This window comes from Paraburkholderia sp. JHI2823, from assembly GCF_038900695.1.
In the GTDB taxonomy this organism is placed as follows: Bacteria; Pseudomonadota; Gammaproteobacteria; order Burkholderiales; family Burkholderiaceae; genus Paraburkholderia; species Paraburkholderia mimosarum.
Map to the genome: position 1 here is coordinate 141,500 of NZ_JAYMRY010000016.1, position 14,512 is coordinate 156,011.

Annotated in this window: 16 protein-coding genes; 11 read left to right on the plus strand and 5 right to left on the minus strand. The window is 65.6% G+C overall.

All coding sequences use genetic code 11. The features are described 5' to 3' along the window. Positions 1-284: 284 nt before the first annotated feature. From VSR34_RS19145 to VSR34_RS19165, 5 genes are all read left to right on the plus strand, one after another. Positions 285-1,031 carry a MetQ/NlpA family ABC transporter substrate-binding protein gene (locus VSR34_RS19145; protein ID WP_342963206.1) on the plus strand — a complete coding sequence of 249 codons (747 nt, stop codon included), beginning with the start codon at positions 285-287 and terminating at the stop codon, positions 1,029-1,031. A 32-nt stretch (positions 1,032-1,063) separates the two neighbouring features. Continuing rightward, the gene (locus VSR34_RS19150) at positions 1,064-2,176 is read left to right on the plus strand and encodes an ATP-binding cassette domain-containing protein (RefSeq protein ID WP_342963201.1); all 1,113 of its coding nucleotides are present in this window, start codon (positions 1,064-1,066) and stop codon (positions 2,174-2,176) included. Next, a complete protein-coding gene (locus tag VSR34_RS19155; protein WP_028209699.1) occupies positions 2,169-2,825 on the plus strand; it encodes a methionine ABC transporter permease in 657 nt (218 codons plus the stop codon). Before VSR34_RS19150 ends, VSR34_RS19155 begins: the two co-directional genes overlap by 8 nt. Positions 2,826-2,910: 85 nt before the next feature. Then, positions 2,911-4,104, plus strand: a complete 1,194-nt coding sequence (locus VSR34_RS19160) for an acyl-CoA dehydrogenase family protein (protein WP_028209698.1) — start codon at positions 2,911-2,913, stop codon at positions 4,102-4,104. Between the two features lie 52 nt (positions 4,105-4,156). Next, a complete protein-coding gene (locus VSR34_RS19165; protein ID WP_342963202.1) occupies positions 4,157-5,482 on the plus strand; it encodes an Nramp family divalent metal transporter in 1,326 nt (441 codons plus the stop codon). Positions 5,483-5,601: 119 nt separating this feature from the next. Here the strand turns inward: VSR34_RS19165 and flhC are convergent, their stop codons facing one another. After that, positions 5,602-6,204, minus strand: a complete 603-nt coding sequence (gene flhC / locus VSR34_RS19170; protein WP_036017677.1) for a flagellar transcriptional regulator FlhC — start codon at positions 6,202-6,204, stop codon at positions 5,602-5,604. An 11-nt stretch (positions 6,205-6,215) separates the two neighbouring features. Further along, a complete protein-coding gene (gene flhD, locus VSR34_RS19175; protein WP_028209695.1) occupies positions 6,216-6,536 on the minus strand; it encodes a flagellar transcriptional regulator FlhD in 321 nt (106 codons plus the stop codon). Positions 6,537-7,384: 848 nt separating this feature from the next. Here flhD and VSR34_RS19180 point away from each other — a divergent pair. Continuing rightward, the gene (locus tag VSR34_RS19180; protein WP_028230686.1) at positions 7,385-7,849 is read left to right on the plus strand and encodes a universal stress protein; all 465 of its coding nucleotides are present in this window, start codon (positions 7,385-7,387) and stop codon (positions 7,847-7,849) included. A gap of 241 nt (positions 7,850-8,090) precedes the next feature. On the opposite strand, the gene VSR34_RS19185 is transcribed toward VSR34_RS19180, so the two are convergent. Further along, positions 8,091-8,921, minus strand: a complete 831-nt coding sequence (locus tag VSR34_RS19185) for a helix-turn-helix transcriptional regulator (RefSeq protein WP_342963203.1) — start codon at positions 8,919-8,921, stop codon at positions 8,091-8,093. Between VSR34_RS19185 and VSR34_RS19190 the strand changes: the two genes are divergently transcribed. The 4 genes from VSR34_RS19190 (at position 8,920) to VSR34_RS19205 (ending at position 10,340) form a co-directional block, all read left to right on the plus strand. Next, positions 8,920-9,075 carry a hypothetical protein gene (locus VSR34_RS19190; RefSeq protein ID WP_156123867.1) on the plus strand — a complete coding sequence of 52 codons (156 nt, stop codon included), beginning with the start codon at positions 8,920-8,922 and terminating at the stop codon, positions 9,073-9,075. The two genes, VSR34_RS19185 and VSR34_RS19190, sit on opposite strands and share 2 nt — an antisense overlap. 45 nt (positions 9,076-9,120) lie before the next feature. Further along, positions 9,121-9,282, plus strand: coding sequence for a hypothetical protein (locus VSR34_RS19195; RefSeq protein WP_167334414.1), 162 nt, complete (start codon positions 9,121-9,123; stop codon positions 9,280-9,282). Positions 9,283-9,548: 266 nt separating this feature from the next. Next, the gene (locus tag VSR34_RS19200; RefSeq protein ID WP_028209692.1) at positions 9,549-9,983 is read left to right on the plus strand and encodes a DoxX family protein; all 435 of its coding nucleotides are present in this window, start codon (positions 9,549-9,551) and stop codon (positions 9,981-9,983) included. 87 nt (positions 9,984-10,070) lie between these two features. Next, positions 10,071-10,340: a hypothetical protein gene (locus tag VSR34_RS19205; protein WP_028209691.1), complete on the plus strand. Its 270-nt coding sequence runs from the start codon at positions 10,071-10,073 to the stop codon at positions 10,338-10,340. 66 nt (positions 10,341-10,406) lie between these two features. Here the strand turns inward: VSR34_RS19205 and VSR34_RS19210 are convergent, their stop codons facing one another. Together VSR34_RS19210 and VSR34_RS19215 are read right to left on the minus strand one after the other, a co-directional pair. Continuing rightward, positions 10,407-11,879, minus strand: coding sequence for an MFS transporter (locus tag VSR34_RS19210; RefSeq protein WP_028230685.1), 1,473 nt, complete (start codon positions 11,877-11,879; stop codon positions 10,407-10,409). A 137-nt stretch (positions 11,880-12,016) separates the two neighbouring features. Beyond that, positions 12,017-13,318: an MFS transporter gene (locus VSR34_RS19215; RefSeq protein WP_342963204.1), complete on the minus strand. Its 1,302-nt coding sequence runs from the start codon at positions 13,316-13,318 to the stop codon at positions 12,017-12,019. 411 nt (positions 13,319-13,729) lie between these two features. On the opposite strand from VSR34_RS19215, the gene VSR34_RS19220 reads away from it, so the two are divergent. After that, positions 13,730-14,464, plus strand: coding sequence for a response regulator transcription factor (locus tag VSR34_RS19220; protein ID WP_028209688.1), 735 nt, complete (start codon positions 13,730-13,732; stop codon positions 14,462-14,464). Positions 14,465-14,512: the final 48 nt, after the last annotated feature.

Consider the following 14,512-nt stretch of genomic DNA (forward strand, 5'->3'; position numbering starts at 1 on the left):
GCAGACTGCGATTTCCTTTGCGAAATCGCTTCGTAGACCCCGCCGCACCGCGCCCCTATCATCGCCTGAACGCATCTGGAGCCGATGCGATGGGCGGCGCGCCTCCCGCGCGCAGGCGATTTTCCCGCTGACCCCGTCGCGTCGCTCCTCACTGAACGAACAACTTCTCTTCGAGGACTGCGATGAGCCGAGCCGTGCGCGCCGTATGGCGCCCTTCCTTTTTTCAGCGTGTTTTCCAGCGTTCGGCTTTGCTGACGGCCCTGGCCTTGTCGCTCTCGGCGGCGATGGCGACTGCGCATGCGGACACGCCCACGCTCAAGATCGGCATCGCCACCACGCCGCAAACACCCGCGCTCCAGGAAGCGGCGCGCGAGGCCAAGGCGCAGGGCGTCGACGTGAAGATCATCGAGTTCACGGACTGGAATACGCCCAACGCCGCGCTCGCGAACAAGGACATCGACGTCAACTACTTCCAGCACACGCCGTTTCTGGAGAACGCCGAAAAGCAGGGCGGCTATAAATTCGTCGCCATCGCGCCAGGAACGATCATGAAGATCGGCCTCTATTCGAAGAAGGTGAAACGCTTCGAAGACCTGAAGGATGGTGCGACCGTGGCCATCGCGAACGATCCCGTGAACGGCGGGCGCGGCCTCTTGCTGCTGCAGCGCGCAGGGCTCATCCAGCTCAAGCCGGGAGTGGACTATCGCGCCACGACGCTCGACATCATCTTCAATCCCAAGCACATCAAGATCGTTCAGCTCGAAGCGTCGCAACTCGCGCGTTCGCTCGACGACGTCGATCTCGCGCAGGGCTACCCGAGTTTCATCAAGCTCGCGGGCACGATCGATCCGAATAGCGCGCTGCTTTTTGACGGCGTCGAAAACAAGGCGTTCGCGCTTCAGTTCGTCGTGCGCCCCGAAAGCGTGAACGATCCGCGCATCCGCAGGTTCATCGACATCTATCAGCATTCGCCGGCCGTGCGCAAGGAACTCGACAAGGCCTTCGGCAGCCTGTACGCGGTCGCCTGGTAGTGCGCGCGACCCACGAAGAGGAGAGAGCGAAGATGAAATGGTTCGGGACGGCGCGCTTTATCGAGGCGGGGCCGGCGGCGGGCGAGGCGGCGCGTCGTGCCGACGCGTCGCAACCCGCAGTGGTGTTCGACAAAGTCGGCAAGACCTATGCAGGCAGCGCGCAAGCGGCGCTCGCAGGTGTCGACTTGCAGGTGGCGCGCGGCGACGTGTTCGGCATCATCGGGCGCAGCGGCGCGGGCAAATCCACGCTGCTGCGGCTCGTGAACGGGCTCGAAAAGCCCACCAGCGGGAGCGTGCGCGTGAATGGCGTCGACGTGGGTGCACTCGACGAGCGCGGGCTGGTCGCACTGCGCCGGCGCATCGGCATGATTTTCCAGCACTTCAATCTGCTTTCGGCGAAGACGGTGCATGACAATATCGCGCTGCCGCTGAAGATCGCGGGCGTTCCGAAAGCCTCCATCGAAGCGCGCGTGAACGCGCTGCTCGACCTCGTGGGCCTGAGCGAGCGCCGCGACGCGTGGCCCGCGCGCTTGTCGGGCGGGCAGAAGCAACGCGTCGGCATTGCACGTGCGCTCGTGCACGAGCCCGATATCCTGCTGTGCGATGAGGCGACGTCGGCGCTCGATCCGGAAACCACGCGCGCCATTCTCGCGCTGCTGCGCGACATCAATCGGCGCCTTGGCGTCACCATCGTGCTGATCACGCACGAAATGGAAGTGATTCGCGACGTCTGCGATACGGTTGCGGTCGTCGAGCGCGGCGAGGTGGTCGAGCACGGTCCCGTTTGGCGCGTGTTTGGCGATCCGCAACACGAGGCGACGCGCGCGCTGCTGCACTCGCCTCGTCACGAACTGCCCGACGACATCGCCGCGCGCATTCAAGTTTCGCCGCAAGCGGGCGCCCACGCGCTGTTCGACGTGCGCTTCACGGGCGAGGCGGCAGAAGAGCCCGAACTTGCCGCGCTTGCACAGGCGTTCGGCGCGCAGGGCGTGCAATTCGTACACGGCGGCATCGAGCGGATTCAAGGCCGCGCGCAAGGTCGGATCGTCGTGTCGGCGCCTGCACGCACCGCCGACGAAGCGGCCACGCTGGCCGCGCAGGCACGGCGCTACGCTAGCCGTGTGGAGGTGCTCGGCTATGTCTGAAATCTGGATCACGGAACTTCTCGAAGGCATCCGCGACACCTTGTTGATGGTCGGCGTATCGGCAATATTCGCACTCCTGATCGGTGTTCCGATCGCCCTGCTGCTGGTCACGACCGCGCGCGGCGGCATCTTCGAGCGGCCCGCGCTCAACACCACGCTGGGCGCGCTCGTCAACGCGTTCCGCTCGACGCCGTTCATCATCCTGCTCGTCGCGCTGCTTCCGTTCACGCGTCTTGTCGTCGGTACGACCATCGGCGTGTGGGCCGCCGTGGTGCCGCTCTCCATCGCGGCGATTCCGTTCTTCGCGCGCGTGGCCGAAGTGAGCCTGCGTGAAGTCGATCGCGGCCTGATCGAGGCCGCCCTGGCCATGGGCGCGCAACGCCGCCATATCGTGTGGCATGTGCTGCTGCCCGAGGCGCTGCCCGGTATGCTGGGCGGATTCACGATCACCGTGGTGGCCATGATCGGCTCTTCGGCGATGGCGGGCGCCGTCGGCGCGGGCGGCCTTGGCGATCTCGCGATACGCTACGGGTATCAACGCTTCGACACCACGGTCATGGTCACCGTGATCGTGCTGCTGATCGCGATCGTCGCGGCCGTGCAGTTCACGGGCGACGTGCTGGTGCGGCGCCTCTTGCGGCGAACCTGAGCGACGCAGCCGTTCGTCCTGACGCGCAAAGCGCCCTTGCCGGGCGCTTTGCCTGTTTTGAGCCTCTCATTCGGGGAATATCGGTATGAACAATGCACTGCGCCCTCGCGGGCAGGAACAGGAGGACGCGCGCTTCGCCGCGCTGCTCGAAGCGCTGCGCGCGAACGCCGCGCAACGCGATCTCGCGGGCGGCCACGCCGCGGCCGAAAAGCAACGCATCGCCGACGCCGGGCTGCTCACGCTGGCGGTGCCGCGCGAATTCGGCGGCCGCTTCGGCGAGGGCGGCATGCGCTGGAGCGATATCTACGCAACGATTCGCGCACTGGCGCGCGTCGACAGTGCGCTCGCGCATCTGCTGGGCTTCCAGTGCCTCCAGGTGGCGAGCGTCGACTTGTGGGGCAGCGCCACGCAGCGCGCGAACTGGCTGCAAGGCACCGTCGAGCACCGCTGGTGGTGGGGCAATGCCGTGAATCCCATCGATACGCGGCTCGTCGCGCAGCCCGATGGCGCGGGCGGCTGGCGCCTGCACGGCAAGAAGGGATTTTGTTCGGGCACCTACGGTTCGCAGATGATGACCGTGAGCGCCCATGATCCCGTCAGCGGCAACCCGATGTTTGCCGTGCTGCCCACCACGCGTGCCGGGATCACGGTGCACGACGACTGGGATCCGATCGGGCAGCGTCAGACCGATAGCGGCACCGTGTCGTTCGAAAACGTGGAAGTCCGCGCAGGGGAAGTGCTGCAGCGCCCCGATACGCCGCGCGCCACGCTGCGCACGCTGGTTTCTCAAGGTGTGCTTACGAATCTCTTCGTGGGCCTCGCTGAGGGCGCGCTGGAGGAAGCGCGCGCCTACGTGCTCGCAAATGGCCGGCCGTGGGTGAATTCGGGCGTGCAGCAGGTGGCCGACGATCCCTATTTGCAGCAGCGCTTTGGCGAGATGCGCGTGCAGTCGCTGGCGGCAGCCGTGCTGGCGGATCGCGCGGGCGCGCTGCTCGACTCGGCCTGGGACGAAGGCGAGGCGCTCGTCGCGGCCACGCGCGCCGAAGTCTCGCTCGCGATTTCGGAGGCGAAGATCGTCGCGCACCGCGCCGCGCTCGCAGCCGGCGAGCAGCTTTTCGAGGCGTGCGGCGCGCGCGCCACGGGCGCGGCGCTCGCGCTCGACCGCTTCTGGCGCAACGCGCGCGTGCATACGCTGCACGATCCGCTCGACTATCGACTGCGCGACGTGGGCCGCTTCACGCTCTTGAGAGAGCTGCCGCAGCCGACGCTGTACACTTGAGGGCCCGATCGCGGCATGCGCCGCGACGCGTCAACCCTTGAGGATCGAACCGTTGGAGTTCCGCCTACCGACCACGGCGACGGCGCCGTTTTGCCCTTCGGAAGTGCAGGGCAGCATCGAGGTTTCGCCGGGCGCGCCGTTCTGGAAGAAGTTCTGGCAGTTCGCGGGCCCCGGCCTGCTGGTGTCGATCGGCTACATGGACCCCGGCAACTGGGCCACCGACATCGAGGCGGGCTCGCGCTACGGCTACAGCCTGCTGTTCGTGGTCGTGCTGTCGAGCCTCGCGGCAATCGTGCTCCAATGCCTCTCCATGCGCCTTGGCATCGTCACGCAACGCGATCTCGCGGCGCTTTCGCGCGAGCGCTATTCGAGGCCCGTGGCGCTCGGGCAGTGGCTGCTCGCCGAGTTGTCGATCATCGCCTGCGATCTCGCCGAGGTGCTGGGCGGCGCGCTGGCGTTCCACTTGTTGCTGGGCTGTTCGCTGATGGTGGGCGTGGTGCTCACCGCGTTCGACACGCTCATCGTGCTCGGCCTGAAGGGCAAGAACTTCCGCTCGCTCGAGGCGATCATGGCCGGGCTCATCGCCACGATCGGCCTCGGCTATGTCATTCAGCTCGCGCTCGTGAAACCGCACTGGGCCTCCGTTTTCGCGGGCGCGGTGCCGTCGTGGCACGCCATATCGTCGGCGGAGCCGCTTTATCTGGCGATCGGCATTCTCGGCGCGACCGTCATGCCGCACAACCTCTATCTGCATTCGTCGATCGTGCAGACGCGCGCCGTCAAGCGCGACCGCAAGAGTCTCGCGCAAGCCATCGGCCTGTCGCGTCTCGACACGATCGTCTCGCTCTTGCTCGCGTTGCTCATCAACGCGGCGATCCTGATCCTGGCCGCGGCGGCGTTCCATGCCAACGGACACACCGAGGTCACCGATATCGAAGAGGCCTACAGGCTGCTTGCGCCGATCGTCGGCACGGGCGCGGCGGCGGTGCTGTTCGCGATCACGCTGCTCGCTTCCGGTCAAAGCTCGACGTTCACGGGCACCGTGGCTGGCCAGGTCATCATGGAAGGCTTCCTGCAGATGAAGATTCCGTGCTACCAGCGCAGGCTGATCACGCGCGTGCTCGCGCTGATCCCCGCCTTTGCGGGCGTGGCGCTGCTTGGCAACGGCGCGGTGAGCAAACTACTGGTGGCGAGCCAGGTGGTGCTGAGTCTGCAGCTGCCGTTCGCGCTCTGGCCGCTCATCCGCATGACGAACGACCGTGCGCTGATGGGCGAGTTCGTGAACCGGCTACACACGCGCCTGATCGCGTGGTTCCTGTTCGTCGCGATTTCGGCGGCGAACCTGTGGCTCGTTTGGCAGACCTTCAGCGGGAATTGAAAGAGGGGGAAGGGCGCTGCGGGGAAAAAGAAAGCGCTTCGCCGTCCGATGCGCGCAGGCACCGGACGGTTTCGCGTCTTGGTCTCACGTCCGGTTGACCCGGATCTGTTCTCCTACGCTTATGCAGCCTCGGCAATGCCATCCGACATGACTTCTGCCGGAAGGTCGCTCTCGGTCTGCTCGGCGCCCCGTCGCGCTGCAGCCGCCTTCTTCGTCTTGCCGGCCCGCGATGGGGGCTGGCACGCGCCACACACGACGTTGTGCTGAAGGTCGTGGCGATGCGCGACGAATTTACCGCCGCAACGGCAGCAAGGCGTCATCTGCAGAATATCGGCATCGAAAAACCGCACCAGGGTCCACGCACGCGTGAGGTCGAGCACCGGCTCGGCCCCGCTGTGGCGGCAGTGTTCCAGATACAGCCGGAACCCCTTGGTGAGCGCGTCGAGATGCGAGCAACGCGCTTCGTTCTTGAGGAACAGGTAGGTGTTATAGAACAGCGAGGCGTGGATGTTGGCCAGCCACGTCATGTACCAGTCCGCCGAGAACGGCAGCATACCTTTGGGCGGCGACACGCCGCGGATCTCGCGATACAGGCGGATCATGCGGTCGCGCGAGAGCGAGAGTTCGCTTTCGAGCACCTGCATGCGCGCACCCAGTTCGATCAGCGCGATCGCACGAAACACTTCCTGGGCGTCTTCGGTGAGGCTGCGTCGCGTGGTCATGGACGTCACCCTCAGGCGAATTGGCCGGCCGGCTGTCCCGCAAGCAGGATGGCCGCATGGGTAGCCGCCACGTCGGCATGCTTGCTGGTCTGCGTGAGCGCGGACAACATCGCATGATCGTCGAAGCGGAAGAAACAGAGAAGCTGGTCGGAAGAGGCCAGCCTGACGATCTGCGCGAGCGACAGACCGCCAAGCAAATCGGCCAGTTCCGACGACAGTCCCAGTCGGAACATGCCGACCGGCTTGTCCTCGCGCAGCATGCGCTGCGCGAGCATCAGATACGACAAATTAATTTCGCGGATAGATTCCAGCGTCTCGCTGCTGCGGTCCATTTCTGTAGTTTCCGAAGCCCCGAATTTAACCCCCCGGCTTTTTTCGCCGTTGTATCTTTTCTGGTCTTGTGGTCGATCTTCGCTCTGTGGCTCGACACGACTCTTTGATACAGGTTGTTACATCTCGTAACAACCTTGAGGGAATTGTATGAGGGCTAATCTCAGAAATCAATCCCTCGGATCAAAAATAATCCGACTGTTGTAATTTATTTTCGGTAATTTTTTCTGCTATTCGCGAGGGGCCTTGCGACAATGCGTCGCGCATTGAGTTTCCCCGACGGAATAGCCGCAGGGCCTTGCCTATAAGGGTTTTCCAGCAAAGCCGCAGGGAATGCGAAACACATAAAGCGAACATGAAAAACGTCGTAAGCCTGGATAAAGGTTTCGAAAGGAATCTTGCTGACAGGTAAAAAATGCGAGGCCTGCGATTAAACGGTATGACGATACAAATGTAACGAATGTTTCAGGCTGGGCGCCCTTATACCAGTGAATTGTGTAACTGAGATGTTACGAGTTCGGGCCGTGCAGGCCGCGTTGGATGGGGAGACGGATGCTCGGTGCATATCAGGTCCACTATGCGCGTGTGGAACGTTTGGCTGTTGTGATTTGCAGGCAGCATCGGCGTTCGTTTGTGGCGGCTCCGGCGGCGGCCCGATTCGGCACAGGCTGAAGTGACGCCGATCTTGCCCCGAGCGACTCGGGTGCGTGCAGAGGCGCCGTTTCTGCCTTATTTATATCAAGACGTGACGTAAAGGCCATAATGAAGGCAACGTCCCGGATACGGCGCGGCCCGCGCGTGTTCGGAATCTCACCACCGGCAGTACCGGAAATTCGGGGGGAGACAGATCATGACCGCGTTCAACAGGATTCTGCTGTGCTATGACGCAACGCGCGAAGGGCGCCGGGCGCTGCGCGAGGGCGCCGACCTCGCCCGCGAGTGCCGCGCGCAGACGCATTTGCTGGCGGTGCTGGATCAGGCGCCGCTGCAATGGGGCACGGACATCGCGTCGGCCGTCCCATTCGAAGCCGCCGAGGAGGCGGCGCGCGAAATCTTGCGTGACGGGGTGGCCTGTCTGCAGGAAAAGGGGCTCGCGGCGACAGGGCATTTCGTCGTAGGAAGGCCGATCGACGTGATTGCGAGCTATTGCGAGGAACTGCATCCCGATCTCATCGTGCTGGGCCACCATCGGCGGGGGCCGCTCAAGCGGTGGTGGGAAGGTCGCGACGATCGCCGGTTGCTCGACCGCGTGTCGTGCAGCGTGCTGGTCGTCACCGCGCCCGAGGCGGAGCAGGCGACAGCGGCGGCTGCCTGAGCGGCGCGACGCGAAGCGCATTCACTTAAGGTCACATAAATTCGTACACCGAAATAAACGTATTGACGTGCCAGGAACACGCCTTCTTGCGTCAATAGGTCGATTGCCACGGTGCGCAAGTGGCTTGCTGAGTGGCGGAACGAAATGCTTGTCGCATGCGCACGGTCTTCAATTTTTTTTTAGTTCGTTTCGCACAAGCCCGACAAAATCCAAACGCGCCGTGTGCCTGAAGGCCCGCTCGTCACGCCGCGTTCTGGCGCAACGCCTTAGACGTTTGCGGATCGGCGGGAAAGAACGCTTCGATCGCCAGCTCGGAAAGCGTGATGTCGACCGGCGTGCCGAACACGGTCGTCGTGCTGTAGAACGCCAGCTCGCCAAGCGCGGTGCGCACGCGCAGCGGCACGGCGATGTGATGTGCGATCGGCTCGGCACTCGCGTTCGCCACGCCGGCCGGCGTGGGATACGCTGCGAGTTCTTCGTGGAGTGCGGCGAGCACGGGATCGCCGCTCGCCTCGATCTGGCGTTGCAGGCGCGTGAGCAGATGCGCGCGCCATGCGTGCCAGTTGACGATGCGCGGCGCGATGCCCTCGGGATGCAGCGAAAGCCGCAGCGCGTTGATGGGCGCGGAGAGCAAGGCGGGCGAAGCGTCGCCGATGAGCGGCGCGAGCGCACCGTTCGCGGCGACGATATTCCAGTGGCGGTCCACCGCCACGGCGGGATAGGGTTCGTGCCCGCGCAACACGAGATCGACCGCCTCGCGCGCGGCGGCGAGCTGTGGGTCGTCGAGGGCGCGCTCGCGATAGAGCGGCGCGTATCCGGCAGCCACGAGCAGTGCATTGCGTTCGCGTAGCGGCACATCGAGCTGCTCCGCGAGATGCATGACCATCTCGCGGCTCGGCAGCGCGCGGCCCGACTCGACGAAGCTCAGATGGCGCGTCGAAATCTCGGCCTCTGTCGCGAGCAGCAACTGACTCATGCGCCGGCGCATGCGCCAGTCGCGCAGCATCTCGCCGACGCTGCGGCGCCCGGTGCCGATCGGCACCGCAGTAACAGGGGAAGCGAGCGTGTCCATGACGTCGATTCTAGACAAAGACGTGCATCAGACGATTACGTCTGAGGTAATGCACCGGCTGTGCGCTGCCGATATCGCATACATGAAAACCCTGGGAATGGGCAGCCGCCGCGTGTTTTCGTCGGCGTTTACCGTGGGCGACGCTATCGCCTAAAATGAAAAAACATCTGTTCTGTGGCGTCGCGTTGAGGAGACTGCCATGAGGGAAACTGTCGTTGCTTATCTGCTCGGACCCGGCGTCATGCTGCTGGTGTGCGCGGTCATGTGGGCCGTGTCGCGACGCAGCAGGGGCACGCTCGAAGCGCGCCTGACCCGTTGGCTCGACGCGCATCGGCCGCGCGGCATGCATCATAAGCATTGAGTGTGCCAACGCCGCGGCGGCTTGCGCCATTGCGCAGACGTTTCGCCACGCGTTCGCCGCCCGGCACCCTATGCATGTTTGATAGCATTCCGAATCAATTTCCGGGGTAGTTTTTCCCGCGTCTCCCTCGGACGGTGCTGCTTTGGCCTGCGGACCGGCTCATAGCCCGTGGTTCTGCGTGCAGCCTTGCGCGCCATTCCGCGTCGCGTAAGGGGAACTGCGCGCGCGCGTCATGGTCATTCCGTTACTGCATACCGGAGCCCTCCATGACCCGTCCCGCCGATTCCTTCATCATCTTCATTGCCCGTCTCGCTCTAGCCATCCTGTTTCTGTGGGGCGGTGCCATGAAGCTGCTGGGATACGCGGGGTTCGTCGGCTACCTGAACGCGAAGGGGGTGCCTTATGCCTCGTATGCCGCCATACTCGCCACGGTCATCGAGCTGCTTGGCGGCCTGGCGCTCGTGTTGGGCGTGCGCGCGCGTGCCGTCGGGTTCCTGCTGGCCGGGTACGCCATCGTCACGGCGGTGTTCGGCCACGACTTCTGGAACATGACACAGGCGGCGGCGCAGCAGGAGGCGGTCATCCACTTCTGGAAGAACGTCGCCATCGCGGGCGGTTTCCTGCTGCTGACCGTGACGGGAGCGGGACGTGCTTCCATTGATGGCTTGCGCGCACCGCGCGGCGGCGGCCTGCGAGGCTAGTGAGGCTGTCGCGATTGACGCAGCCCGGCGCGCGTATCGGACAATCGAACGAAACCACCGGGCGACCGGGTGAGGAAGGAGCGGGCCTTGATACAGAACTTCGACTTCAACGTGGCAGGCAAGACCGAGCACTTCTGCGCGAGTCTTGCGGAAGACGGCACGCGGCGCGTCTTCATCAGCTACGCGGATACCGCGAAGACGCTGGTGATCCTCGACGCGTCCGGACTCCTCGGCGCCCTCAAGGCGGAACTCGAAGAGCCGGACCAGCTGATCGAGCATGCCATCCGCAAGGCGCAAAGCGAAGGCTTGATCAGCCGGGCGATCGACTCGGGCGCCATCCAGGAAGCATCGCTGTAGCGCGCCGAGAGCATCGCAGCCGGAACGATCGGCCGTCGATAGCGGAGGCCGCGATGCGGCGCAGAATCAGCGCGACGCCTTCACGCGCGCCTGGGCGGCCTGGCGCGCCCCCGCATGCGCCGGATCCGTCTTCACGAACCACGCAAGACCCGCTGCCGTGAGCAGGATCGCCGTAGAAACGGCGGCCTCCGCGCGCAAACCGGCCACCACCTGCGCCGCGAGCGCGCCGCCTGCGAGCGCGCCGAACGCCGCCACCCCCACCGCACCGCCTGCCTGACGCGCCGTATTGAGCAGCGCCGAGGCCGTGCCCGCGCGTGCCGGGTCGACCGAGGAGAGCACGGCGGTCGTCATCGCCGGCACGGCGAGACCCATTCCCGAGGGGATCAGTAAAAAGGCGAGCAGCACGAAGGCGAGCGGCGTCGCGGCGTCCACGGCCGTGAGGAGCGCGTAGCCCGCGCCCGCGATCAGCGCGCCGATGACCATCGGCCGGCGCGTGCCATAGTGCGCCACCACATGGCCGCTCACGATGTTCGATAGCAGGAAGCCGCCGGTGAGAGGAATGAACGCGAGGCCTGCCTGCAACGGCGTTTCGCCGCGCGCATGCTGCAGATACAGCGCGAGCACGAACACGGTGCCGTAATAGGTGAGATTCACGCAGATGCCGAACAGCACCGCCGCGCTGAACGCGCGGTTGCGCAGCATGGCGAGCGGCAGCATGGGGTCGCGTACGCGGGCTTCGAGCGATACGAACGCGAAACCCGCGGCGAGCGCGAGCGCAAAGCCGCCCGCCACGGCCCAGTGCGCGAAGCCGAGCGGACGCCATTCGATCACAGCGCCCGTGAACGCCGTGAGCGCGACGATGGCGAGCAACTGGCCGCGCACGTCGAGGCTGCGCGCGGCGGGCGCACCGGCGGCCTTGCGCGCGTGCGCTTCGCGGCGCGGTGCGGGAATCCACGCGAGCGCGGCCCAGAAACCGGCCGCGCACAGCGGCAGGTTGACGAGGAAGATGCTGCGCCAGCCGAACGCCGCGATCAGCAGGCCGCCCGCCACCGGGCCGGCAGCGATCGAGATGGCGCCGGCGGCGGTCCACAAGCCCACGGCGCGCGCCCGCAGCGCGCGATCGTGTCGGCAGGCCTCGTTGAGCAGCGCGAGCGAGTTGGGCAGCATGGCCGCCGCGCCCGCGCCCTGCAGCGCGCGGGCGGCGATCAGCACGGCTGCATTGGCGGCGAGCCCGCAGGCCAGCGAAGCGAGCGCGAACACCACGAGGCCGGCAGCGTAGAGGCGGCGCGCGCCATAGCGGTCGCCGAGGACGCCGCCCGAAAGCATCAGCACCGCGAAGGCGAGCGTGTAGGCATCGACGATCCACTGCAGGCCCGCAACGCTCGCATGGAGGTCGGTCGCGATGCGCGCGAGCGCGATGTTGACGATGGTGACGTCGAGCTGCGTGACGACGAATCCCACGCTGACGGTCGCGACGATGCGCGCAAGCGCGGGCGTGAACCGGAGGTGGCGGACTGGGGTGGGGTGTGAGGTATTCATGCGCCCATGTTAGGGCGGGTGCCGGCTTCGACGTTTCAGCGCGAGGTGAAGCGTCGAAGCCGCCGGCGAATCGGCATCAAAGGTGCCGGATCAGCGGTGCTCGCCTGGTGTGCGTTCCGTGCGCACCCGGCGCGCCCTCACTGCTCGCGATGCGGGTCCTTGAAGAACAGCGTCGTGATCGCGCCGAGTACGCAGATCGCGGCCACATACCACGCAGGCGCGAGCGATTCCGATTTCATCAGCAGCGCGACGACGATCGGCGTGAGGCCGCCGAATACGGCGTACGCCACGTTGTACGAGAACGAGATGCCCGAGAATCGCACCACGGGCGGGAACGCATTCACCATCACATAAGGCACCGCGCCGATCGTGCCCACCAGCAACCCGCAGAGCGCGTAGAGCGGCATGAGCATCGAGCTGTCCACGGCCATCTGGCGGAACAACACGTAATAGGAGATGGCGAGCGCGATGCCGCCGATCGCCAGCACGCGGCGCGCGCCGAAGCGGTCGGCGAGCGCGCCCGCGCTCACGCAGCCCACCGTGAGGAATAGCGTCGCGACACAGTTGGCAAGCAGCGAGGTGGTGGCGTCGAGATGGAACTGCTTCTGCAGCAGCGGCGGCGTCATCAGGATCACGACGACGATGGCCGCCGACAGCATCCACGTGAGCAGCATCGAGACCACCACGGCGCGGCCGTGGTCGCGCAGCACGGCCTTGAGCGGAATTTCGCCGGCGAGCGCCTTGCGCGCCTGCATCTCCGCGAACACGGGCGTTTCGTGCAGCCACTGGCGCAGGTACACCGAGAACATGCCGAACAGGCCGCCGATCAGGAACGGAATGCGCCAGGCATAGGCGGCAATGTCGCCTGGCGCGTAGTGGTGATTGATCGCCGCGGCGATCAGCGAGCCGAGCAGGATGCCGAACGTGAGGCCCGCCGTGAGCGTGCCGCAGGCGTAGCCAATATGGCGGCGCGGCACGTGCTCGGAGACGAACACCCATGCGCCCGGCACCTCGCCGCCCACGGCAGCGCCTTGCAGCACGCGCAGCGTGAGCAGCAGCAGCGGCGCGAGCGCGCCGATGGTCGCGTAGGTGGGCAGACAGCCCATCGCGAGCGTGGGCAGCGCCATGAGCAGCACGGAGAGCGTGAACATGCGCTTGCGGCCGAGCAGGTCGCCGAAGTGCGCCATGACGATGCCGCCGAGCGGCCGCGCGAGGTAGCCCGCCGCGAAGATGCCGAAGGTCTGGAGTTGACGCAGCCAGTCGGGAATCGTTGCGGGGAAGAACAACTGGCCGATGGCCGGCGCGAAGAACACGAAGATGATGAAGTCGTAGAACTCGAGCGCGCCGCCGAGTGCGGCGAGGCCGAGCGTCTTGTAGTCGCCGCGTGTGAGCGCGCGCGCTGCGGCAGGCGCGCGCACGCCAATTTCTGTTGCTTGCATTTCCGGTAAACCTGGGGATGTTGTTATGTGCGATCTTTTGCAAAACGCATGGGCGAAACGCGTGTGGGCGTCCGTGATGGCCGAATTTGCCTGGTGCGCGCGTGGCGCGGGGGCGGCGGTCGTCGGAAAGCAGGCGCGAGGGTGGGGCACGGCAGCCGCGCGTCCGTACGGGTGGGCGGACGCGCCGACGAGTTCAGGCCAGCCCGCGATTCTACAGGATGCGCGCAGGGCGCCTGACGCGTGCCCATGCGCGCTGGATGAGCGAGCGCAGCGTCGTCCTCGGCCCGATGCGCCCATCGCCTTGTGGCAAGACGGCGCGGCGGACCGCATTTCGGACTCGTCCGATGGGCAGTCTTTGCACAAATCCACAAAATTGCGCGGCCTGAATTTCGATCCACGAGAGGAGCACCCATGCGCATTGCGATTTATCAGCCCAACGCTGTCCATCGGCAGTTGATCGAGCGCGTGCTGACGCAGTCCGGCCACGTGTGCATCCCGTTCAGCGACTCGCCGGCGCTTGCCAGGACGCTGACCGCATCGACCGTCGATATGCTCGTGTTCGACTGGCAGGGCTCGCTGCTGGCGGGCTCCGAGTTGCTGAAAACGTTGCGCGCGGTCAACGGCAGCGAGATTCCGGTGCTGTTCGTTTCGGAGGATGCGTCGGACGAGAGCGTGGTGCGGGCATTTTCCATCGGCGCGGACGACTGCGTGGGGCTGCCGGTGTGCCCGGCGGTATTGCGTGCGCGCGTGAACGCGCTCCTGCGCCGGGCCTTCCACGACCGTTACGACGACATGACGATCGACGCCGGCCCCTATCACTTCGACGTGCGGCGCCAGGGGGTCAGCGTGCACGGCAAGCCGGTGCTGCTCTCGACCACGCAATACCGGCTCGCATCGCTCTTTTTCTCGAACATCGGGCGCGTGCTCTCGCGCGATCACATCTACGCGATGGTGTGGGGGCGCGAACTGCAGACGCACACGCGCACGATCGACAGCCATGTGTCGCGCCTGCGCCTGTTGCTGGACATCGATGCGCGAAACGGCTTCCGGCTGCAACCGGTTTACAAGAGCGGCTACCGGTTGCTGCAACTTCGCGATGAGGATACGGCGCTAGCCGACGAAGACGAAGCGCTCGAGCCTGCCTGAGGCGAACCGCCGGCACGCGCCGGCAGCGGGATACAAAAAGGCGGCGGC

Bases quoted from the DNA above. Each gene is read 5' to 3' on its own strand.
- flhD (WP_028209695.1), bottom strand. From the start codon at position 6,536: ATGGACCGCAGCAGCGAGACGCTGGAATCTATCCGCGAAATTAATTTG.
- VSR34_RS19185 (WP_342963203.1), bottom strand. From the start codon at position 8,921: ATGGACACGCTCGCTTCCCCTGTTACTGCGGTGCCGATCGGCACCGGG.
- VSR34_RS19155 (WP_028209699.1), top strand. From the start codon at position 2,169: ATGTCTGAAATCTGGATCACGGAACTTCTCGAAGGCATCCGCGACACC.
- VSR34_RS19215 (WP_342963204.1), bottom strand. From the start codon at position 13,318: ATGCAAGCAACAGAAATTGGCGTGCGCGCGCCTGCCGCAGCGCGCGCG.
- VSR34_RS19190 (WP_156123867.1), top strand. From the start codon at position 8,920: ATGACGTCGATTCTAGACAAAGACGTGCATCAGACGATTACGTCTGAG.
- VSR34_RS19160 (WP_028209698.1), top strand. From the start codon at position 2,911: ATGAACAATGCACTGCGCCCTCGCGGGCAGGAACAGGAGGACGCGCGC.
- VSR34_RS19145 (WP_342963206.1), top strand. From the start codon at position 285: ATGGCGACTGCGCATGCGGACACGCCCACGCTCAAGATCGGCATCGCC.
- VSR34_RS19150 (WP_342963201.1), top strand. From the start codon at position 1,064: ATGAAATGGTTCGGGACGGCGCGCTTTATCGAGGCGGGGCCGGCGGCG.
- VSR34_RS19180 (WP_028230686.1), top strand. From the start codon at position 7,385: ATGACCGCGTTCAACAGGATTCTGCTGTGCTATGACGCAACGCGCGAA.
- VSR34_RS19200 (WP_028209692.1), top strand. From the start codon at position 9,549: ATGACCCGTCCCGCCGATTCCTTCATCATCTTCATTGCCCGTCTCGCT.
- VSR34_RS19220 (WP_028209688.1), top strand. From the start codon at position 13,730: ATGCGCATTGCGATTTATCAGCCCAACGCTGTCCATCGGCAGTTGATC.
- VSR34_RS19210 (WP_028230685.1), bottom strand. From the start codon at position 11,879: ATGAATACCTCACACCCCACCCCAGTCCGCCACCTCCGGTTCACGCCC.
- VSR34_RS19195 (WP_167334414.1), top strand. From the start codon at position 9,121: ATGAGGGAAACTGTCGTTGCTTATCTGCTCGGACCCGGCGTCATGCTG.
- flhC (WP_036017677.1), bottom strand. From the start codon at position 6,204: ATGACCACGCGACGCAGCCTCACCGAAGACGCCCAGGAAGTGTTTCGT.